This is a genomic window from Modestobacter sp. NPDC049651, from assembly GCF_040659695.1.
GTDB lineage: Bacteria > Actinomycetota > Actinomycetes > Mycobacteriales > Geodermatophilaceae > Modestobacter.
Genome location: NZ_JBFAOG010000005.1, coordinates 85,016 through 105,524, shown reverse-complemented (window position 1 = coordinate 105,524; position 20,509 = coordinate 85,016). Strand labels below are relative to the sequence as shown.

Annotated in this window: 22 protein-coding genes; 14 read left to right on the top strand and 8 right to left on the bottom strand. The window is 74.2% G+C overall.

The features are described 5' to 3' along the window. Both AB0J00_RS09500 and AB0J00_RS09495 read left to right on the top strand, forming a co-directional pair. Positions 1–612, top strand: coding sequence for a TetR family transcriptional regulator C-terminal domain-containing protein (locus AB0J00_RS09500; RefSeq protein ID WP_357743437.1), 612 nt, complete (start codon positions 1–3; stop codon positions 610–612). Continuing rightward, positions 609–1,865: an MFS transporter gene (locus AB0J00_RS09495; protein ID WP_357743435.1), complete on the top strand. Its 1,257-nt coding sequence runs from the start codon at positions 609–611 to the stop codon at positions 1,863–1,865. The genes AB0J00_RS09500 and AB0J00_RS09495 overlap by 4 nt, the downstream gene beginning before the upstream one ends. 72 nt (positions 1,866–1,937) lie before the next feature. Here the strand turns inward: AB0J00_RS09495 and AB0J00_RS09490 are convergent, their stop codons facing one another. From AB0J00_RS09490 to AB0J00_RS09480, 3 genes are all read right to left on the bottom strand, one after another. Next, a complete protein-coding gene (locus tag AB0J00_RS09490; RefSeq protein WP_357743433.1) occupies positions 1,938–2,831 on the bottom strand; it encodes an oxidoreductase in 894 nt (297 codons plus the stop codon). Positions 2,832–2,871: 40 nt separating this feature from the next. Continuing rightward, positions 2,872–4,104 carry an MFS transporter gene (locus AB0J00_RS09485; RefSeq protein WP_357743431.1) on the bottom strand — a complete coding sequence of 411 codons (1,233 nt, stop codon included), beginning with the start codon at positions 4,102–4,104 and terminating at the stop codon, positions 2,872–2,874. Between the two features lie 163 nt (positions 4,105–4,267). Continuing rightward, positions 4,268–5,449 (bottom strand): alcohol dehydrogenase catalytic domain-containing protein, encoded by a 1,182-nt coding sequence (locus AB0J00_RS09480; protein WP_357743429.1) that lies wholly within the window; start codon positions 5,447–5,449, stop codon positions 4,268–4,270. Between the two features lie 371 nt (positions 5,450–5,820). On the opposite strand from AB0J00_RS09480, the gene AB0J00_RS09475 reads away from it, so the two are divergent. Together AB0J00_RS09475 and AB0J00_RS09470 are read left to right on the top strand one after the other, a co-directional pair. After that, positions 5,821–6,798 (top strand): M23 family metallopeptidase, encoded by a 978-nt coding sequence (locus tag AB0J00_RS09475; RefSeq protein WP_357743427.1) that lies wholly within the window; start codon positions 5,821–5,823, stop codon positions 6,796–6,798. Between the two features lie 95 nt (positions 6,799–6,893). Continuing rightward, the gene (locus AB0J00_RS09470) at positions 6,894–7,811 is read left to right on the top strand and encodes a cation diffusion facilitator family transporter (protein ID WP_357743425.1); all 918 of its coding nucleotides are present in this window, start codon (positions 6,894–6,896) and stop codon (positions 7,809–7,811) included. Between the two features lie 57 nt (positions 7,812–7,868). Here the strand turns inward: AB0J00_RS09470 and AB0J00_RS09465 are convergent, their stop codons facing one another. Continuing rightward, positions 7,869–9,398, bottom strand: a complete 1,530-nt coding sequence (locus tag AB0J00_RS09465; protein ID WP_357743423.1) for an MFS transporter — start codon at positions 9,396–9,398, stop codon at positions 7,869–7,871. Between the two features lie 80 nt (positions 9,399–9,478). Between AB0J00_RS09465 and AB0J00_RS09460 the strand changes: the two genes are divergently transcribed. Both AB0J00_RS09460 and AB0J00_RS09455 read left to right on the top strand, forming a co-directional pair. Beyond that, the gene (locus tag AB0J00_RS09460) at positions 9,479–9,997 is read left to right on the top strand and encodes a metallophosphoesterase (RefSeq protein WP_357743421.1); all 519 of its coding nucleotides are present in this window, start codon (positions 9,479–9,481) and stop codon (positions 9,995–9,997) included. Then, positions 9,994–10,845: a putative RNA methyltransferase gene (locus AB0J00_RS09455; protein WP_357743419.1), complete on the top strand. Its 852-nt coding sequence runs from the start codon at positions 9,994–9,996 to the stop codon at positions 10,843–10,845. The genes AB0J00_RS09460 and AB0J00_RS09455 overlap by 4 nt, the downstream gene beginning before the upstream one ends. 73 nt (positions 10,846–10,918) lie before the next feature. Here the strand turns inward: AB0J00_RS09455 and AB0J00_RS09450 are convergent, their stop codons facing one another. Then, on the bottom strand, positions 10,919–11,188 hold the full coding sequence (locus tag AB0J00_RS09450) for a GlsB/YeaQ/YmgE family stress response membrane protein (RefSeq protein ID WP_357743417.1): 270 nt from the start codon (positions 11,186–11,188) through the stop codon (positions 10,919–10,921). A 256-nt stretch (positions 11,189–11,444) separates the two neighbouring features. Between AB0J00_RS09450 and ctaD the strand changes: the two genes are divergently transcribed. Both ctaD and serB read left to right on the top strand, forming a co-directional pair. Further along, positions 11,445–13,196 (top strand): cytochrome c oxidase subunit I, encoded by a 1,752-nt coding sequence (gene ctaD, locus AB0J00_RS09445; RefSeq protein ID WP_357743415.1) that lies wholly within the window; start codon positions 11,445–11,447, stop codon positions 13,194–13,196. Positions 13,197–13,330: 134 nt separating this feature from the next. Next, positions 13,331–14,581 (top strand): phosphoserine phosphatase SerB, encoded by a 1,251-nt coding sequence (serB, locus tag AB0J00_RS09440; RefSeq protein WP_357743413.1) that lies wholly within the window; start codon positions 13,331–13,333, stop codon positions 14,579–14,581. Here serB and AB0J00_RS09435 read toward each other — a convergent pair whose 3' ends face one another. Further along, a complete protein-coding gene (locus AB0J00_RS09435; RefSeq protein ID WP_357743411.1) occupies positions 14,582–15,151 on the bottom strand; it encodes a nicotinamidase in 570 nt (189 codons plus the stop codon). Between the two features lie 37 nt (positions 15,152–15,188). Further along, positions 15,189–16,472, bottom strand: a complete 1,284-nt coding sequence (locus AB0J00_RS09430) for a nicotinate phosphoribosyltransferase (RefSeq protein WP_357743409.1) — start codon at positions 16,470–16,472, stop codon at positions 15,189–15,191. A gap of 62 nt (positions 16,473–16,534) precedes the next feature. Here AB0J00_RS09430 and clpS point away from each other — a divergent pair, with 62 nt between their 5' ends. Then, positions 16,535–16,831 (top strand): ATP-dependent Clp protease adapter ClpS, encoded by a 297-nt coding sequence (gene clpS / locus AB0J00_RS09425; RefSeq protein ID WP_357743407.1) that lies wholly within the window; start codon positions 16,535–16,537, stop codon positions 16,829–16,831. Positions 16,832–16,908: 77 nt separating this feature from the next. Then, positions 16,909–17,403, top strand: a complete 495-nt coding sequence (locus AB0J00_RS09420; protein ID WP_357743406.1) for a DUF2017 family protein — start codon at positions 16,909–16,911, stop codon at positions 17,401–17,403. Here the strand turns inward: AB0J00_RS09420 and AB0J00_RS09415 are convergent. Next, entirely contained in the window at positions 17,342–17,695 is a 354-nt protein-coding gene (locus AB0J00_RS09415) for a hypothetical protein (protein WP_357743405.1), read from the bottom strand. The genes AB0J00_RS09420 and AB0J00_RS09415 overlap by 62 nt on opposite strands. A 121-nt stretch (positions 17,696–17,816) precedes the next feature. On the opposite strand from AB0J00_RS09415, the gene AB0J00_RS09410 reads away from it, so the two are divergent. From AB0J00_RS09410 to AB0J00_RS09395, 4 genes are all read left to right on the top strand, one after another. Continuing rightward, on the top strand, positions 17,817–18,302 hold the full coding sequence (locus AB0J00_RS09410) for a M67 family metallopeptidase (protein ID WP_357743404.1): 486 nt from the start codon (positions 17,817–17,819) through the stop codon (positions 18,300–18,302). A gap of 203 nt (positions 18,303–18,505) precedes the next feature. Beyond that, positions 18,506–18,784, top strand: coding sequence for a MoaD/ThiS family protein (locus AB0J00_RS09405; RefSeq protein ID WP_357743403.1), 279 nt, complete (start codon positions 18,506–18,508; stop codon positions 18,782–18,784). A gap of 45 nt (positions 18,785–18,829) precedes the next feature. Further along, the gene (locus tag AB0J00_RS09400; RefSeq protein ID WP_357743402.1) at positions 18,830–19,780 is read left to right on the top strand and encodes a cysteine synthase; all 951 of its coding nucleotides are present in this window, start codon (positions 18,830–18,832) and stop codon (positions 19,778–19,780) included. Continuing rightward, positions 19,687–20,466 (top strand): HAD-IA family hydrolase, encoded by a 780-nt coding sequence (locus AB0J00_RS09395; protein ID WP_357743779.1) that lies wholly within the window; start codon positions 19,687–19,689, stop codon positions 20,464–20,466. The genes AB0J00_RS09400 and AB0J00_RS09395 overlap by 94 nt, the downstream gene beginning before the upstream one ends. Positions 20,467–20,509 lie beyond the last annotated feature (43 nt).

The window sequence follows — 20,509 nt, the reverse complement described above, 5'->3', positions numbered from 1 at the left end:
GTGCCCCGGCTGGCTGCGCGCGAGCGGCGTGCGGCGCTGGTCGAGGCGGCGCTGCGGGTGATGGTCCGGGACGGGCTGGCCGCCGGCACCACCCGGGCGATCGCCGCCGAGGCCGGGATGCCGCTGGCCAGCTTCCACTACGCCTTCGCCTCCCGCGACGAGCTGCTGGGCGAGCTGGTGCACCGGGTCGTCGGCTCGGAGCTCAGCGCCGCCGGGGCGCCGATGAGCCCGGGCACCGACCTGGCCGGCTGCCTGCGCCAGGCCGTCGCCGGTTACCTCGACCACCTGGAGCGGGAGCCGGGCCTGGAGCAGCTGATGCTCGAGCTCACCCTGCACGCGGTGCGCGACCCGGCGCTGCGCCCGGTCGCCGCCCGCCAGTACCAGGAGTACGCGGCCGCGGCCGCCCGGCTGCTGGAGGTGGCGGCGCAGCTCTCCGGCGCCCGCTGGCGGCGGCCCCCGGCCGAGCTCGCCCGGCGGCTGGTCACGCTCGTCGACGGCGCGACCACCACCTGGCTGGTCGACCGGGACACCGCGGCCACCCGCGCGGTGCTGGAGGACGCGGTCGACGAGCTGGTCGACCGGTACGCCGAGCTCGCCGCGGTGCGCACGTGAGGCCCGCCGACGCCTGGACCCACCCGGTGCCGGTCACCCCGGTCGGCCGCGGCTGGACGCTCCGGTTCGCGCTGGCCTGGCTGGGGCTGTGGGCCGCGCAGCTCGCGCCGGTCCAGCTCCTGCTGCCGGTGCAGCTCGAGGACGTCGACCCGCTGCACAAGGTGCGCGACTTCGGCCTGGTCAACGGGCTGGCCGGGGTGGCGGCGCTGATCGCCCTCCCGCTGTTCGGCGCGCTGTGCGACCGCACCCGCTCGGCGCTGGGCCGGCGCCGGGTGTGGGTGGCCGGCGGGGTGGCGGTCTACGTCGCCGGGCTGCTCGCGACCGGCGCGGCCGGCGGCTGGACGACCGTGGCGGCCGGCTGGCTGGTCGCGCAGCTCGGCATGTACGCGGCGATGGCCGGGCTGACCGCGAGCATCGCCGACCAGGTGCCGCCGGAGCAGCGGGGCACCGTCTCGGCCGCGGTCTACGGGCCGCAGGCGCTGGGCATCGTGCTCGGCCTGGGCGTGGTCACCGCCCTGGGCGCGGCCGACGACGGCGACCGCGCGCCCGGCGCGTACCTGGCGCTGGCCGTCGTGCTGGTCGCGGTGGCGCTGCCGTGGCTGGTGCGGGCCCGCGACCCGCAGCCGGCGCCGGGCGGGCGGCCGCAGTCGCTGGCGGCCGCCGTCCGGGCGACGTGGGAGGCGCCCACCCGGCACCCCGACTACGCGTGGGCGTTCGGCGGGCGGCTGCTGGTCAACCTGGGCAACGCCCTGGGCACGACCTACCTGCTGTACTTCCTCACCGACGGGCTGCGGGTGGCCGACCCGGAGGGCTCGCTGCTGGTGCTCACCGTCGTCTACCTGGTGGCCACCGTGCTCACCGCCTGGGGCGGCGGCGTGCTGTCGGACCGCACCGGGCGGCGGCGGGTCTTCGTCGCGGGCGCCGCGGTGCTGCAGGCACTGGCCTGCGCGGTGCTGGTCGCGGCGCCCAGCTGGCCGAGCGCGCTGGTCGCCGGGGTGCTGCTGGGGGCGGGGTACGGCGCGTACACCTCGGTCGACCAGGCGCTGGTCACCCAGGTGCTGCCCGACGCCCGCACGCTGGCCGGCGACCTCGGGGTGATGAACGTGGCCGCGGTCGCCCCGCAGGCGCTCGCCCCGCTGCTGGCCAGCCTGGTCATCAGCGAGCTCGGCGGCTACGGCGTGCTGTTCGGCCTGGCGGGGACGGTCACGGTGCTCGGCGCGCTGTCCGTCGCCCGCATCCGCGCCGTCCCCTGATCCCAGGCAAAGGAAGCTCTGCACCCGGTCTCGGCGCCGAAACCAGGTGCAGAGCTTCCTTTGCCTCGTGCCTCAGAGGTCGGGGTCGAGGGTGCCGTCGCCGCCGATGCGGTCCAGCTCCGCCATCTCCACCGGGCCGAGCACCCGGTAGGCGGCGGTCAGGTTCTCCTCCAGGTGCTGCACCGACTTCGTGCCGGGGATCAGCAGGATGTTGGGGGAGCGGGCCAGCAGCCAGGCCAGCGCCACCTCCATCGGCGTGGTCTCCAGGGTGCGGGCCACCGACTCGAGGGCCGCCGACTGCAGCGGCGAGAACCCGCCGAGCGGGAAGAACGGCACGTAGGCGATGCCCTCCCGCGCGGTGGCGTCGACCAGCGGGTCGTCGGCGCGGTGCACCAGGTTGTAGTGGTTCTGCACGCAGACCACCGGTGCGATCGACTGGGCCTCGGCGAGCATCTGCGGCGTCACGTTGGAGACGCCGATGTGCTTGACCAGGCCTTCCTGCTGCAGCTCGGCGAGCGCCTCCATCGGCTCGGCCAGCGAGCGCTGCACCGGCTCGGCGAACCCCGGCATGCGCAGGTTGACCACGTCCATGGCGTCGACGCCGAGGTGGTCGAGGTTGTCGTGCACCGCCTGGCGCAGCTCGTCGCGGGACAGCGCCTCGGGCCACTCGCCGTCCGGCGTCCGGCGGGCACCGATCTTGGTCACCAGGGTGAGGTGCTCCGGGTAGGGGTGCAAGGCCTCGCGGATGATCTCGTTGGTGACGTGCGGGCCGTAGTAGTCGCTGGTGTCGATGTGGTCCACGCCCAGCTCGACCGCCCGGCGCAGCACCGCGACCGCGGCCTCGCGGTCGGCCGGCGGACCCATCACGTGCGGGCCGGACAGCTGCATGGCGCCGTAGCCGAGGCGGTGGACGGTGCGGTCGCCGAGCGCGAACTGCCCGGACTTCTCAGCTGTCGGAGTCGTCATGATCGATGTCTACCCCCGGCGCGGGGGCGGTGCACACCGGTCAGCGCGGGACGACGGTGGCGAACGTCTCCTGCCAGGCGGTGACGTCCTCCGTGGCCCGGACGTCGGCAGCGGTCAGCTCCCGGTCGGTCTCGGCCCGGCCGCTGCGCAGCGCGAGCACCGCCAGGCCCGCGCCCAGCACCGCCAGCACGGCACCGACGAGCATCGGCGCCCGGTAGCCCCACCCGGCGCTGAGCGTGGCGGCGCCGAGCGCGGCGCCCAGGGCGTTGGCCAGGTTGAACGCGCCCTGGTTGGCCGCGGAGACCAGGCTGCCGCCGCGGACCCGGGCCGCGTCGATCGCCCGGTTCTGCACCGCCGGGCCGGCGGCGAAGGTGATGACGCCGAACACGACGACGAGCGCGACCGCGGCGACGGCGACCGACGCGAGCACCGCGAACAGCAGCAGCACGCCGGCGGTGACCAGCAGGCTGAGGACGACGAACCGGAAGCCGAGGCGGTCGCCGAGCCGGCCACCGAGCAGCGTGCCGATCGTTGTCCCGACGCCGAACAGCGCCAGCACCACGGTCACCCAGCTCTCCGGGATGCCGGCCAGGTCGGTGAGGATCGGGCTGACGTAGCTGTAGACGCTGAACAGCGCGCCGAAGCCGACGGTCGTCACGCCGAGGGTGAGCCAGACCTGCCGGCGGCGGAACGCGGACAGCTCGGACCGCAGGTCGGTCGGCTCGCCGGCGACCGAGGGCATCCAGGCCAGCAGGCCGGCGATGGTGACCAGGCCGATCGCGGCCGCCCCGGCGAAGACGAACCGCCAGCTCAGCTGCTGCGCGACGAACGTGCCCAGCGGCACGCCGATGACGTTCGCGAGCGTCAGCCCGACCATCATCAGCGAGATCGCCTGGGTGGCCTTGTGGGCCGGCACCAGCCGGCGGGCGGCGACCGCGCCGACGCCGAAGAACGAGCCGTGCGCCAGCGCGGTGAGCATCCGGGCGCCCATCAGGGCGGCGTAGCCGGGCGCCAGCGCCGACAGCGCGTTGCCGACGGTGAACACCACCATCAGCCCGACCAGCGTCTGACGGGGGGTGAAGCGCACGCCCAGCGCGGTCAGCGTCGGCGCGCCGATCACCACCCCGATCGCGTACCCGCTGATCAGCAGCCCGACGGCGGAGACCGACACGGAGAGGTCGTCGGCGATCTGGGGGAGCATCCCCATGATCACGAACTCGGTGGTGCCGATGCCGAAGGCACCGATCGAGAGGGCGAGCAGGGCGCGGGGCATCGGCGGTTCTCCGGAGCTGGGGGAGCAGACGGGCGGGCGGCGTCCGTCTCCCAGCCAACGTCATCCCACCCACCATCTGAACTGATTCAGACGAGAGGTTGCCCACACGCCGCGGGCCGGGCGCGGGGGAGACCCCGCACCCGGCCCGCAGGTGGTCGACCGGTCAGGGCCGGAGCAGCACCTTCACCGCGCCGTCCTGCTTCTGCCGGAACGTCTCGTAGGCCTGCGGCGCCTGCTCCAGCGGCACGTGGTGGGTGGCGAACGTGTCGACGCCCAGCGGGTCCTCGTCGGTGAGCAGCGGCAGGATGTCGGGCACCCACCGCCACACGTTCGCCTGGCCCATCCGCAGCTGGATCTGCTTGTCGAACATGCGCATCAGGGGCAGCGGGTCGGTGGCGCCGCCGTAGACGCCCGACAGCGAGATCGTGCCGCCGCGGCGCACCGCGTCGATCGCGGTGTTCAGCGCGGCCAGCCGGTCGATGCCGGCCACCTGCATGACCTTCTCCATCACCGCGTCGGGGACGATCGCGCTGGCCTTCTGCGCGAACTGGGCGACCGGCGAGCCGTGCGCCTCCATGCCGACCGCGTCGATGACCGCGTCGGCGCCGCGGCCCGCGGTCCTGTCCTGCGCCCAGGCCACGACGTCGGCCTTCTTCGTCGAGTCCAGGACGTCGATGCCGTTGGCGCGCGCCCGGGCCACCCGCTCCGGGACGTCGTCGACCGCGAGCACCTGCCCGGCACCCAGGTGCTTGGCGATCCGGGTGCACATGTCGCCGATCGGGCCCAGGCCGAGCACGAGCACCGTGCCGCCCGGGGGCACCGCGGCGTACTGCACCGCCTGCCAGGAGGTGGGCAGCACGTCGGAGAGGTAGACGAAGCGGTCGTCCGGCGGACCGTCGGGCACCGCGATCGGCAGGGTGTTGCCGAACGGCACCCGCAGGTACTGCGCCTGCCCGCCGGGCACCTGGCCGTAGAGCTTGGTGTAGCCGAACAGCGAGGCGCCGAAGCCCTGGTCGCGGTTCTGCGTGGTCTCGCACTGGCTCTGCAGGCCCTGCGAGCACATCCAGCAGGTGCCGCAGGAGATGTTGAACGGGACGACGACCCGGTCGCCGGGCTTGACCGCGGTGACCTCCGGCCCGACCTCGCGGACGACGCCCATCGGCTCGTGGCCCATGATGTCGCCGACCGTCATGAACGGCGCCATCACCTCGATCAGGTGCAGGTCCGAGCCGCAGATGCCGCTCGAGGTGACCTCCACGACGATGTCCGTGGGGTCCTTGATCGTCGGGTCGGGGACGGTGTCCACCTGGACGTCGTCCCGGCCGTGCCAGGTCACTGCGCGCATGGGGTGCTCCTCGGTCTCGGGGCGCCGGCGCGCCGCCGCGACGAGGTCTGCGGGGCGTCGGCCGGTGCGTGACGTTGATCGCCGTACCCGCGCCCGGCGTGTTCGGAACGTGACGCGCCCCCCGGGATGACGTCACCGAGGGTGGCCGGTTGGCAGGGTTTGCCGTGACCGGCGCCACGAAACCGCTTCCTCTACCCAACCCCGTAGATCACGAACCGGTCACGTCGTGTTTACATGGCTCCCGTTCTCGGAGCGCAGCGCCGCGTCTCCGGCCCCCGACGGAAGACAGGTGCATGGACCCGCGACGTCTCGCTCGCCGAACCGACAGCCGCTGGCTGGCTGATCCCGGCGACCCGGTCACGGGGTCCGCGGTGGCGCTCCTGGCGCCCGAGCCGGTCGCGGCGCTGGTCGCCGGCGACGTCGTCGGGGCGCCGCGGCTGCGGCCGGTCCGCCCGCGGGGTGCCGACGGCCGGTGGCTGTCCGACGCCGCGATCGCCGCCGGTGCGGACGCCGTCCGGCCGGGTGCCGTGTCGCCGTCCGGGAACGTCGTCGCGCTGCTGCCCCCCGAGGAGGAGGGCGCCGGGTCGGCCGCGGCCGTCGTCGCAGACATCGCGCGGGGCCGCTTCCGCCGGCTCCGCTCCGCCCGCCGGCGGCCGCTCGCCGTGGCGGCCGTGCTGGCCGGCGCCGCGGGCGTCGTGCTGACCACGACCGCGCTCGGCGGGCCGGCGTCCGGTGCCACCGACGCCGCACCGGTCAGCGTCGCCGAGGAGCTGGGGCTGGAGCAGGCGCAGCCGAGCACCGCCAGCGCCGACGAGCTCAGCTCCCGGCTCGGCCTGCTGGCGGCCGACCGCGCCGCCCGCGAGGACGCCCAGGCGCAGGCCGCCGCCGCGCAGGCCGACGCCGACGCGGCCGCCGCCGCAGCCGCGCAGGCCGCGGCCGAGGCGGCTGCCGCGAACCGCGCGGTGCTGCCCGTCGAGGGCGCCCGGCTCAGCAGCGGCTTCGGCGCCCGCTGGGGCACCCTGCACGCCGGGCTGGACTTCGCCGCCCCGCTCGGCACGCCCGAGCACGCCGCCATGGACGGCGTGGTGCTGCGCGCCGGCCCGGCCAGCGGCTTCGGCCTGGCCGTGTACGTCCAGCACGCCAACGGCGACGTCACCGTCTACGGGCACATGCAGGAGATCCTGGTCGCCGAGGGGCAGACGGTGAAGGCCGGCGACACGATCGCGCTGCTCGGCCAGCGCGGTCAGTCCACCGGGCCGCACCTGCACTTCGAGGTGCACGTGGGCGGTATCGACGGGCAGAAGATCGACCCGCTCCCGTGGCTGCGGGAGCACGGCGCCCCGCTCTGATCCCGGCGCCTCCTGGCATCCCGGCCTGACATGCGGCATCCTGCATGTGAGGCGGTGGCCTCCGCGGGAGGTCACGGCCAGGCAGGAGGACGGCGATGGGGCACGACCACGGGCACGGTCACGGGACCGTCTCCGCCGCCCACCGCGGCCGGCTGGCCGTCGTTCTCGGGCTGACCGTCACCGTGCTGGTCGTCGAGGTCGTCGGCGCGCTGCTGTCCGGGTCGCTGGCGCTGCTCGCCGACGCAGCGCACATGGCCACCGACGCGCTGGGCATCGGCCTGGCCCTCGCCGCCGTCTCGCTGGCCCAGCGGCCGGCCCGCGGGCGCCGCACCTTCGGCTGGCAGCGGGTCGAGGTGCTCGCCGCGGTCGGCAACGGGCTGCTGCTGCTCGCCGTCGGGGTCTACGTCGTCGTCGAGGCGGTGCGCCGGGTCGGGGACCCGCCGGACATCGACTCCGGGCTGATGCTCGTGGTGGCCGCGGTCGGCCTGGCGGTCAACCTCGGCTCGATGGCGGTGCTGCGCAGCGGCCAGCGCGAGTCGCTCAACACCCGCGGCGCGTACCTGGAGGTGCTCGGCGACGCGCTCGGCTCGGTCGCCGTCCTGGTCGCCGGCGTGGTCATCGCGACCACCGGCTGGACGGGGGCCGACCTGGTGGCCTCCCTGGCGATCGGCGTCCTGGTGCTGCCGCGCGCCTGGTCGCTGCTGCGCGAGGCGTTCGACGTCCTGCTGGAGGCCGCGCCCCGGGGCGTGGACCTGGCCGAGGTGCGGGCGCACGTGCTGCGCGTGCCCGACGTGCTCGAGGTGCACGACCTGCACGCCTGGACCATCACGTCCGGGCTGCCGGTGCTGTCCGCGCACGTGGTGGTCAGCGACGCCGCGCTGGCCGACGGCCACGGCGGCCGGGTGCTGGACGCGCTCACCAGCTGCCTGGGCTCCCACTTCGACCTGGCGCACTGCACGTTCCAGCTGGAGTCCCCGACGCACTCCGACCACGAGGCCCCGGTCCACGACTAGACGCGACGACGCCCGCCTCCCCGGTGGGGGAGACGGGCGTCGCGACGTGGAGCTGGATCAGCCGGCGTGCACCATCGCGGCGTCGGCGGGCAGGTCGTCCTTGGTGGCCTTGATCAGGACGGCGGCGACGACCGCGCCCACGACCAGCAGGGCGGCGGCCCAGGTGAACGCGGTCGTGTAACCGTCGACCTGGGCGGCCAGCGCCACCGACGGGTCGCCCGGGTCGGACCCGGCGGCGACCTTCGACGCGATCGCGTCGGTGATGGCGCCGACCGAGATCGTCGCCAGCAGTGCGGTGCCGATCGAGGCCCCCACCTGCTGGGTGGCGTTCAGCATCGCGCTGGCCGCACCCGCGTCGTGCTCACCGGCACCGATGAGCGCCAGGTTGGACAGCGGGACGAAGGTGAAGCCGAGCCCGAGGCCGAGCACCAGCTGGCCGGGGAAGGCCAGCGCCCAGAAGGAGCTGTCGACGTCGAGGAACGACATCAGGAACAGCCCGGCGGCGGCGAGCAGGGCGCCCAGCACCATGAGCGGCTTTGGGCCGACCTTCGGCACCAGGGTGCTGGCCGCGGCCGCCGAGACGAGCACGCCGAGCGTGGTGGGCAGCGAGGCGAACCCGGCCCGCACCGGCGCGTAGCCGAGCACCTCCTGGAAGTAGAGGCTGAGGAAGAAGAACGCCCCGATGAGCCCGGCGCCGACCAGCGTGGAGGTCAGGTAGGCGCCGCCGCGGTTGCGGTCGAGCACCAGCCGCATCGGCAGCAGCGGGTTGCGCACCTTGAGCTCGGTGACGACGAACGCCGCGATCAGCGCGAGGCCGAGGAGGATGAACGTCCAGGCGGTGCCGTTGGCCCAGGCGTTGCCGTCCGGGTCCTCCTGGGAGCCCTGCGCGACCTCGGTGAAGCCGTAGACCAGCGAGGCCAGGCCGAGCGTGATCAGCACCGCGCCGGGGATGTCGTAACGGGCGTCGCCGGGGGCCTTGCTCTCCGGGACGATCGGGATCGCGGCGACCACGGCGACGATCGCCACCGGCACGTTCACCCAGAAGCACCAGCGCCAATCGGCGTACTCGGTGAGCACCCCGCCCAGCAGCAGGCCGACGGCCGAGCCGCCGCCGGCGATCGCGCCGTAGACGGCGAAGGCCTTGGCGCGCTCCTTGGCGTCGGTGAACAGCACGGTCAGCAGCGCCAGGGACGCCGGGGCGAGCAGCGCACCGAAGGCGCCCTGCAGCGCGCGGGCGCCGAAGAGCATCGCCTCGTTCTGCGCCAGGCCACCGATGGCGGAGGCGACGGCGAAGCCGACCGCGCCGACCAGGTAGGTGCGCTTGCGGCCCCAGAAGTCGGCGATCCGCCCGCCGAGCAGCAGGAAGCCGCCGAAGGTCAGGGTGTAGGCGGTGACGATCCACTGCTGGGTTGCCGCGGTGATGTCCAGGTCGCTGGAGACCGCCGGCAGGGCGATGTTCACGATCGTCGCGTCGAGGATGACCATGAGCACGGTCACGGCGATGACGGCGAGGGCCAGCCAGCGCTTCGCGTAGGGCTCGGAGGCGGGTGTGGTCCCCACGGCGGAGGTGGGGGCGCGGTCAGTCACGGGTCGTCCTTCTCAGTCGGTCCACCGGCCGGGTCGTCGGCCGGCGAGAGGCGAAGCTATCGCCTGGGGCAGCATGGGTCGTGCCCGTTTCGCTGGTGTTCACCGCAGACACCCACGTACCGCGCCGGTCCCGTGACCTTCCCCACTCGTTGTGGTCGGCGGTCGAGTCCGCCGACCTGGTGGTCCACGCCGGCGACTGGGTGGACGTCGCCCTGCTCGACGAGCTGGAGCGGCGCGCCCGCCGGCTGGAGGGCGTGTACGGCAACAACGACCACGGCCCGCTGCGCGAGCGGCTGCCCGAGGTCGCGCGGTTCGAGGTCGAGCGGGTGCGGTTCGCCGTCGTCCACGAGACCGGCGACGCCAAGGGCCGGGAGGCGCGGTGCGCCGAGCGGTTCCCGGACGCCGACGTGCTGGTGTTCGGGCACAGCCACATCCCCTGGGACACGACGGCGGCCACCGGGCTGCGGCTGCTCAACCCGGGCTCGCCCACCGACCGCCGGCGCCAGCCGCACGCGACCTACCTGACCGCCACGGTCGACGACGGTGCGCTGCGCGACGTGACGCTGCACCGGCTGCCCACCCGCCCTGCCCGCCGGTGAACCTCCCCGCGCTCCCGCCGGCGGCGGTCGCCCTGCTGGCCTGCCCGGTCTGCGGCCGGCAGCTGGCCGACTCCGGTACCGCGCTGCGCTGCCCCGCGGGGCACTCCTACGACCGGGCCCGGCAGGGTCACGTGACGCTGCTGCCGCCGGGCGGCAGCCCGCACGCCGGTGACTCGGCGGCGATGGTGGCCGACCGCGCCGACTTCCTCGGTGCAGGCCGCTACGCCGGCATCACCGCGGCCCTGGCCGACGCGGTCGTCGCCGACGGGACGCCGGGTGCGCTGCTGGACGTCGGCGGCGGCACCGGCACCCACCTGGCCGGCGTGCTCGACCGGGCGCCGGACGCCGTCGGCGTGGTGCTGGACGTCTCCCGCTACGCCGCGCGCCGGGCCGCCCGGGTGCACCCGCGGGCAATGGCGGTGGTGGCCGACACCTGGGCCGGGTGGCCGGTGCGCGACCGCGCCGTGGACCGGGTGCTGGTCGTGTTCGCGCCCCGCAACGGCCCCGAGACCGCGCGGGTGCTGGCGCCGGACGGGCGGCTGGTGGTGGTCACCCCGGCGGCCGACCACCTGGCCGGCCTGGTCGGGGAGCTGGGGCTGCTGCACGTCGACCCGGACAAGGCCGACCGGCTGACCGTCGCGCTGGAGCCCCACCTGCGCCCCGTGCGGCGGGCCACCCACCGGGAGGTGCTGGCGCTGGACCACGCCGCGGTGCGCACGCTGGTCGGGATGGGGCCGCACGCCCGGCACCTCGCGCCCGAGGAGCTCGCCGACCGGGTCGCGCGGCTGCCGGCCCGGGTGGACGTGCCGGTCGCGGTCGACGTCAGCACCTGGGCGCCCGCCCGCTGACCCACCCGGCCCCGGACAGCACGAGGGCCCGGCCGGATCGGCCGGGCCCTCGTGGGCAGGGGTGCTGCAGGCGTCAGCGGGTGACGCGCCGCTTGTTCGTGGCGGCGACGTAGATGCCGAGCACGACGATCGCGCCGATGATCGAGCCGATGATCCCGGAGGTCCCGATCTCGAAGTCCCCGTGGAAGATCAGGCTGCCCAGCAGGTTGCCGACCAGCGAGCCGATGATCCCGAGCACGATCGTCGCCAGGATGCCCATGCTCTGCTTGCCGGGGATGACTGCCCGGGCGATGAAGCCGGCGATCAGACCGACGACGATGAGCACGATGATGTTCCAGAGCACGGTGACCTCCTCAAGCGACGGCCGAACCGTCAGCGCCGGGCCGTCCAGCGCAAGATCATCGATGCCCGGCGGATTTACGGGGTAAACCGCCGTTCGGGAACGGATCGGTCTCGGTCACCCGATCGGGTGACCCGGCTCACGGTGCGTCCGGCCGGCCGGTCGGCCAGCAGGGGATTCGCGGGGCGACCCCGGGCACGCCCGGCGCGTTGCCGCTCCCGCCGCACGGGCCGGAGCCGGGCCGGTTAAGCTCCCGACCGTGACGATCGCACCCGCCCCGATCGTGAGCCGTCCCAGCACGGCCCACGTGGCTGAGAAGGGCTCGCGGCTCCTGGGTCTGCTCCGCACCACGGACCACAAGACCATCGGCCTGATGTACCTCACGGTCTCGTTCGTGTGGTTCCTCGGCGGCGGTCTCATGGCGTTGCTGATGCGCGGCGAGCTGGCCCGGCCGGGTCTGCAGTACCTCTCGCCCGAGCAGTACAACCAGCTGGTCACGATGCACGGCACCGTCATGCTGCTGTTCTTCGCGACGCCGATGTTCTTCGCCTTCGCGAACCTGATCATGCCGCTGCAGATCGGTTCCCCCGACGTCGCCTTCCCGCGGCTGAACGCCTTCTCGTTCTGGCTGTTCTTCTTCGGTTCGGCGATCGCGGTCTCCGGGTTCCTCACTCCCGGCGGTGCGGCCGACTTCGGCTGGTACGCCTACACCCCGCTGTCGACCGCGGCGCACAGCCCGGGCGCGGGTGGCGACCTGTGGATCGCCGGCCTGGCCGTCTCCGGTCTGGGCACGATCCTCGGTGGCGTCAACTTCATCGCCACGATCATCTGCCTCCGCGCGCCGGGCATGACCATGTTCCGGATGTCGCTGTTCACCTGGGCGACGCTGGTCACCAGCATCCTGGTCCTGCTCGCCTTCCCGATCCTGACCGCGGCCCTGATGGGCCTGCTGGCGGAGCGGCACCTGGGCGCGCAGATCTACACGGCCGCCAACGGCGGGCCCATGCTGTGGCAGCACCTCTTCTGGTTCTTCGGCCATCCAGAGGTCTACATCATCGCGTTGCCGTTCTTCGGCATCATCAGCGAGGTCATCCCGGTCTTCAGCCGCAAGCCGCTGTTCGGCTACAAGGGCATGGTCTTCGCGCTGATCGCGATCACCGCGCTCTCGCTGGCGGTGTGGGCGCACCACATGTTCGCCACCGGCGCCGTGCTGCTGCCGTTCTTCAGCTTCCTGACGTACCTGATCGCCATCCCGACCGGCATCAAGTTCTTCAACTGGATCGGCACGATGTGGCGAGGGCAGTTGACGTTCGAGACGCCGATGCTGTTCTCGATCGGCTTCCTGGTCACCTTCCTCCTGGGTGGCCTGACCGGCGTGCTGCTGGCCAGCCCGCCGCTGGACTGGCACCTCAACGACAGCTACTTCGTCGTCGCCCACTTCCACTACGTGGTCTTCGGCACCGTCGTCTTCTCCGTCTACGCGGGGTTCTACTTCTGGTTCCCGAAGATGTGCGGCCGGATGATGGACGAGCGGCTGGGCAAGCTGCACTTCTGGCTGACCTTCATCGGGTTCCACGCCACGTTCCTGGTGCAGCACTGGCTGGGCAACGAGGGCATGCCCCGCCGGTACGCCGACTACCAGGTCAACGACGGCTTCACCACGCTGAACACGGTCTCGACCATCGGCTCCTTCATCCTCGGCGCCTCGGTCATCCCCTTCCTGTTCAACGTGGCCAAGAGCTGGAAGCACGGCCGGCTGGCCCTGCGCGACGACCCGTGGGGCCACGGCAACTCGCTGGAGTGGGCGACCTCGTCGCCGCCGCCGCGGCACAACTTCCTCGAGGTGCCGCGCATCCGCTCCGAGCGCCCCGCGTTCGAGCTGCACTACCCGGACATGGTCGAGCGCCTGCACCTCGAGGCGCACGCCGGCAAGGGCCACGAGCCCTACGCCAGCGAGGCGGGCCTCACCGGCGGCAGCCGGCAGGGTCCGAACGACAAGGACTTCACCTGAGCAGGTAGCAGGGAACGCCCCGTCAGCCACCGGCTGGCGGGGCGTTCGTCCGTCCGGGGCCGGTCCGGTCCGGCACCGGGCCGGTCGCGGGGGGCCGGACGGCGGCCGGGAGGCGGTCCGGCACGATGAACGCCGTGACCGACCGCGCCCCGTCGCCGCTCGACACCGCTCCGCCGACCCCGGGCGACCCGACCCCGGACCCCGCCGGGTCCGGCGCGCTGCTCACGGTCACCGGTCCGGACCGGCCCGGGGTGACCGCCGCGCTGTTCACCGCCCTCGACGCGCTGGGGGAGCCCCAGGTGCACGTCGTCGACCTGGAGCAGGTCGTGGTGCACGGGCAGCTCGTGCTCGGCGCCGTCGTGCGCGAGGAGGGCCGTGGCGGTCTGCCCGCCCGGCTGGACGGCGTGGCCGCGGAGGTCGCCGCCGCCACCGGCATGCGGGTGACCGTCGAACCGGTCAGCGGTGCGGGCGCCGCGGGCGGCCGCCGGCACCAGGTGATCGTGCTGGGCCGGCCGGTGCCGCCGGCCGCCGTCGCCGGCGCCGCCCGGGCCATCAGCGGGGTCGGCGGCAACATCGACGCGATCCGGCGGCTGTCGGACTACCCGGTGACCAGCTTCGAGCTCACCGTCTCCGGCGCCGGGTCCACCGAGCTGCGCACCGCGCTGGGCACCGTCGCGGCCGCCACCGGCACCGACATCGCCGTGGAGCAGGCCGGGCTGACCCGGCGCAGCAAGCGGCTGATCGTGCTCGACGTCGACTCCACGCTGGTCCGCGGCGAGGTGATCGACGAGCTCGCCGCCCGCGCGGGGCGGGCCGCCGAGGTCGCCCGCATCACCGCGGCGGCGATGAACGGCGAGCTGGACTTCGAGCAGTCGCTGCGCGCCCGGGTCGCGGCGCTGGCGGGGCTGCCGGCCGGCGTCCTGGACGAGGTGCGCGAGCACCTGGTGCTCACCCCCGGCGCCCGCACCCTGATCCGCACGCTGCAGCGGCTGGGGTTCCGCTGCGGCATCGTCAGCGGCGGGTTCAGCCAGATCACCGACCCGCTCGCGGAGTCCCTGGGCCTGGACTTCGCGGCGGCCAACACCCTCGAGGTCACCGACGGCCGGCTGACCGGGGGGCTGGTCGGCGAGGTGGTCGACCGGGCCGGCAAGGCGCGGGCCCTGCAGCGGTTCGCCGCCGAGCACGGCATCCCGCTGGACCAGACGGTGGCCGTCGGCGACGGCGCCAACGACCTGGACATGCTGAACGCCGCCGGCCTGGGCATCGCCTTCAACGCCAAGCCCTTCGTGCGCGAGCAGGCCGACACGGCGCTCAACCAGCCCTACCTGGACGCCGTCCTGCAGGTGCTCGGATTCACCCGCGACGAGGTGCTCGACGCCGGCTGATCACGCCGGGCTGTGCACCTGGCCCGCCAGCTCCACGCCGGCGGTGCGGAGCTGCTCGAGGGCCGCGTCGGTGGTGCCCTGCGCGACCCCGGCGGTGAGGTCGAGCAGCACCCGGGTGCGGAACCCGGCCCCCACGGCGTCCAGCGCGGTGGCGCGCACGCAGTGGTCGGTGGCGATGCCCACGACGTCGACCTCGTCGACCCCGTGGCGGGACAGCCAGTCGGCCAGGCCCACGCCGTCGCTGGTGCCCTCGAACCCGGAGTAGGCCGCGGCGTACTCGCCCTTGTCGAACACCGCCTCGATCGGGCGGCGGTCCAGGGCCGCGTGCAGCTCGACACCCGGTGTCCCGACCACGCAGTGCGCGGGCCAGGTCTCGGTGAAGTCAGGCTGCTCGGCGAAGTGCCCGTGCGGGTCGACGTGGTGGTCGCGGGTCGCGACGACGTGGTCGTAGCCCGCCTGGGCGACGTGCCGGGTGATCGCCCGGGCGACGTCGACCCCGCCGGCCACGGCGAGCGAGCCGCCCTCGACGAAGTCGTTCTGCACGTCGACGATCACCAGCGCGCGGGTCATGCCCTCATCCTGCCGCGCCCGGTGATCACGTGCAGGGCTACGCGGGGACGGTCTCCAGCACCGGCTCTCCGCGGGACAGCGACCACGCCTCGGCCGGCAGCGTCCCCCGCACCCGCTGGTGCAGGTCGGCGGCCACCTGCAGCAGCTCGGCGGGCGTGCGGTCGTCGACCACCACGCCGCCGCGCACCAGCGGCACCAGCAGGTCGCGGTCACCCGCGCCCAGCTCCAGCGGGACGGTGCTGACCACCTCGGCGGTGGCGGTGCCCTCGGCGTCGTGCCGGCGGACGGCGGACTTGCGGCCGCCCACCGAGCGCTTGTTCTCGGAGTTCTTCGCCACCGGGACGCCGTCGCGCTCGACCAGCTTGTAGACCATCCCCGCGGTCGGCGCCCCGGAACCGGTGACCAGCGACGTCCCGACCCCGTAGCCGTCGACCGGCGCGGCCGCGAGCCCGGCGATCGCGTACTCGTCGAGGTCGCTGGTGACGATCACCCTGGTCCTCGTGGCGCCCAGGGAGTCCAGCAGCTCGCGGGCGCGGGTGGCCTGCACCGCCAGGTCACCGGAGTCCAGCCGCACGCCGCCGAGCTCGGGGCCGGCCACCTCGACCGCCGTCCGGATGCCCTTCTCGGTGTCGTAGGTGTCGACCAGCAGCGTGGTGGCCGGGCCGAGGCTGTCCAGCTGCGCCCGGAAGGCGGCCGCCTCGTCGTCGTGCAGCAGCGTGAACGCGTGCGCGCTGGTGCCCGCGGTCGGGATGCCGTAGCGGGCGCCGGCCATCAGGTTCGAGGTCGTCGAGAAGCCGACCAGCGCCGCGGCGCGGGCGGCCGCGACGGCGGCCTCCTCGTGCGTGCGGCGGGAGCCCATCTCGATGCACGGCCGGCCGCAGGCCGCGCCGACCATCCGGGACGCCGCGGAGGCGATGGCGCTGTCGTGGTTGAGGACCGACAGCGCCACGGTCTCCAGCAGCACCGCCTCGGCGAACGAGGACCGCACGGTGAGGATCGGCGACCCGGGGAAGTAGAAGTCGCCCTCGGCGTAGCCGTCGACGTCCCCGGTGAAGCGGAAGCCGGCCAGCCAGCCGAGCAGCCGCTCGTCGTCGATGCCCTGGGCGCGCACCGCGGCCAGCTCCTCGGGGCCGAACCGGAAGTCGCGCAGCGCCTCCAGCAGGCGACCGGTGCCGGCGACGACGCCGTAGCGGCGACCGTGGGGCAGCCGGCGCGCGAAGACCTCGAACACGCAGTCGCGCTCGGCGGTCCCGTCGGCGAGGGCGGCGGCGAGCATGGTCAGCTCGTACCGGTCGGTGAGCAGCGCAGGGCTGAGCGGCATGCAGCGGACCCTAGATCGCGGCGGTCTGGAGCGCCCGCGGTGGTCCGTCCTACAGTGGACGGGTGGCCGGACCCCTCGCGCCCGGACTCTCCCCGGACACGACGACGGGTGAGGAGTCGGACCTCGACCGCCCCTGGGTGACCGTCGTCTGGGACGACCCGGTCAACCTGATGACCTACGTGACCTTCGTGCTGCAGGAGCTGTTCGGCTACGACGAGGCGACCGCCACCCAGCTGATGCTCCAGGTGCACCACGAGGGCAAGGCGATCGTGAGCTCCGGACCGCGCGAGCGGATGGAGCACGACACCAACCGGCTGCACGGCTACGGCCTGTGGGCGACCTACCAGAAGGACAGCTGAGTGAGCGAGCTCGCGAGCTCACCGACGGGCACAGCGGCCCGGCCGGAGGCCGCTGACGAGCGCAGCGAGGAGGTCGGATGAGGCCCTTCCGCCGCAAGGGCGACGAGTACGTCGCCCGGCTCGTGGACGCCGAGGCGAGCATCGTCGGCCTGCTGCTGGACCAGCTCGAGCAGCTGCTGGCCGCCGACGCGGCCGACACCGGCGGCGACCCGGTGCTCCGGCGGCTGCTGCCGGCCGGGCACGACGACCCGGAGGTGGCCGCGGAGTTCCGCGAGCTGACCGAGGGCGCGCTGCGCAGCGGCAAGGCCGAGGACCTCGCGACGGTCCGGGCCACCCTGCCGCCGGACGGCGGGGAGGTGCGGCTGGACCCCGAGCAGGCGCGCGCCTGGCTGCGCACCACGAACGACCTGCGGCTGGCGCTGGGCACCCGGCTGGGCGTCGACGAGGACACCGAGCCGCCGGCCGACCCCGCCGACGAGGAGGGCCAGCAGCTGGCCGTCTACTACTGGCTCACCGCGGTGCAGGGGTCGCTGGTCGACGCACTGGCCGCCGGGCGCGCGGGCCGACGGTGAGCAGCACCAGCACCCCGATGAGCAGGTCGGCGACGCAGAACACGTAGACCAGGCTCGGCACGTCGACGCCCTTGACCAGCCCGCCGATGCACGACAGCAGGGTGATCCCGGACAGGGCGAGCAGCAGGAGCAGCCCGAGCGCCCGGCCGGCGACGATCAGCCCGAACTCGGTCCGGTCGGCCCGCGTCGCGATGGGGCGACCGGTCCGGCGCAGCAGCCCGCGGGCGCCGATGACGAGGGCGGGAACGGGGACCGCGAGCACGGCGATCGTCATCAGCACCTCGAGCAGCACGGGTACTGACGTTATCGGCTGGACACCGGCGGGACACGTGGCGGCCGCCGGCGGTCACCCGATCCGGCGGCCCGGCCGGGGGTGGGGGAGCCCGCGGCGGGGCGGCGCCTAGGATGGGGGCGTGCTGCGCATCGACCGCGCGAACTACGACGCCATCGTGGCCCACGCCCGGGCAGACCACCCGGACGAGGCCTGCGGCATCGTCGCCGGCCCGTACGGCAGCGACCGCCCGGAGCGGTTCGTGCCGATGCTCAACGCCGCCCGCTCGCCGACGTTCTACGAGTTCGAGCCCACCGAGTTCATGCGGGTGACCCGGGAGATGGACGACCGCGACGAGGTCGCCGTCGTCATCTACCACTCGCACACCGCCACCGAGGCGCACCCGTCGCGGACCGACATCACCTACGCCTCCGGCCCGCTGGCCGACCCCGAGGCGCACTACGTGCTCGTCTCCACCCGCCACCACGGCGCGGAGACGGGGCTGGCCGGTGACGAGGTCGAGTTCCGCAGCTTCCGGATCGTCGACGGCCAGGCGACCGAGGAGGACGTCGAGGTCGTCGAGTCCTACCTGTTCGGCCACTCGCCGACCACCGTCGTCTACGACTGAACAAGGACCCCGCTGCCCCCACGCCCCGTGCCTCGGCGCGGGCCCCTGCAGCGGGGCCGTAGCACGGCCGACATCACAACCGTGGCCGGAATCCTCCGGCCACGCAGCGGCGTTGCCACGAGCAGCCGCAGCACCGCGCCGTCCGCGCGGTGCCTGCCCCGCACCACCCCGCCGACCCACCCCCCACGAGGAGTTCCAGAGCCATGGCCATCGAGGTCCGGATCCCGACCATCCTGCGCACCCACACCGGCGGCGCGAAGACCGTCGAGGGCAGCGGCGCCACCCTCGGCGCCCTCATCGACGACCTCGACGGCCAGCACTCGGGCCTCAAGGGCCGGCTGGTGACCGAGGAGGGCAAGCTGCACCGCTTCGTCAACGTCTACGTCAACGACGAGGACGTGCGCTTCACCGGCGCCCTGGACACCGCCGTCAAGGACGGCGACTCGGTGACGATCCTCCCCGCGGTCGCCGGCGGCTGCTGACCGGGAGCACCCGCCCCCGGCACCCGCTTCCCCCAGGAGGACCCCATGGCCCGCTTCGCCTCCCTCGTCGACTCGCTCGGCGGCACCCCGCTCGTCGGGCTGCCGCGGCTGTCGCCCACCCCGGACGTCCGGCTGTGGGCCAAGCTCGAGGACCACAACCCCACCGGCTCCATCAAGGACCGGGCCGCCATCGCGATGATCGAGGCGGCGGAGAAGGAGGGGAAGCTCAACCCGGGCGACACCATCCTGGAGCCGACCAGCGGCAACACCGGCATCTCGCTGGCCATGATCGCGCGCCAGCGCGGCTACCGGCTGATCTGCGTCATGCCGGAGAACACCTCGGTCGAGCGGCGGCAGCTGCTGGAGATGTACGGCGCGCAGATCATCAGCTCGCCGGCCGCCGGCGGCAGCAACCAGGCCGTCGCGGTGGCCAAGGGCCTGGCCGCCGAGCACGACGACTGGGTGATGCTCTACCAGTACGGCAACCCGGCCAACGCCGAGGCGCACTACACCGGCACCGCCCCGGAGATCCTCGCCGACCTGCCCTCGATCACCCACTTCGTCGCGGGCCTGGGCACCACCGGCACGCTGATGGGCTGCTCCCGCTACTTCCGCGAGCACAAGCCCGGCGTCCAGGTGATCGCCGCCGAGCCGCGCTACGGCGAGCTGGTCTACGGGCTGCGCAACATCGACGAGGGGTTCATCCCCGAGCTGTACGACCCCGAGCTGCTGGACTCCCGGTTCTCCGTCGGCCCGGACGACGCGGTGCACCGCACCCGCCAGCTGGTCGAGAAGGAGGGGATCTTCGCCGGCATCTCGACCGGCGCGATCCTGCACGCCGCGCTGGGCATCGCGGACAAGGAGGTGGCGGCCGGGCGCAAGGCCGACATCGTCTTCGTCGTCTGCGACGGCGGCTGGAAGTACCTCTCCACCGGTGCCTACGCGGGCACCCTGGAGGAGGCCACGACCTCGCTCGAGGGCCAGCTCTGGGCCTGATCGAGGACCCCGTCGCCCCCCACCGGACACCTGACGGCGGCCTGTTCCTGGAGGCGAGGGGGCTGCTGTTCGACAACGACGGCGTGCTCGTCGACTCCGAGGCGGGCGTGGTCCGCGCGTGGAGCCGCTGGGCGGTGGACGCGGGCCTCGACCCGGTCGAGGTGCTGGCGGCCGTCCCCGGCCGGCGCGCGGCCGACACCGTCGCACTGTTCCTCGAGCCCGAGGACGTCGACGCCTCCGTCGCGACCCTCACCCGCCACGAGCTGGCCGACGTCGCCGGGACGACGGCGGTGCCGGGTGCGTCCGACCTGGTCGCCCAGCTCGCCGGCGTCCCGTGGGCGCTGGTCACCTCCGGGGTGCGGGAGCTCGCGACCGCGCGGCTGGTCGCCGCCGGCGTCCGGCTGCCCCTGGTCTCCGTCACCGCGGAGGACGTCACCGCCGGCAAGCCGCACCCGGAGCCGTACGCCACCGGCGCCGCCCGGCTCGGCGTCCCGCCCGCCGACCTGCTCGTGCTCGAGGACAGCCCCAGCGGCGTCGCCGCCGGTCGCGCCGCCGGCTGCCGCGTCGTGGGCGTCGGCGCGGGCGCCCTGGGCACCCCGGCGGACGTCGTCGTCCGCGACCTGACCGGTGCCCGCTGGACCGGCGCCGGGCTGACCCTGCCCGCCGCCGCGCTGCTGCGCGGCTGAGCGTGGCGGAGGTCGCCCCCGTGGGCGGCCCGTCCCGTCGGTG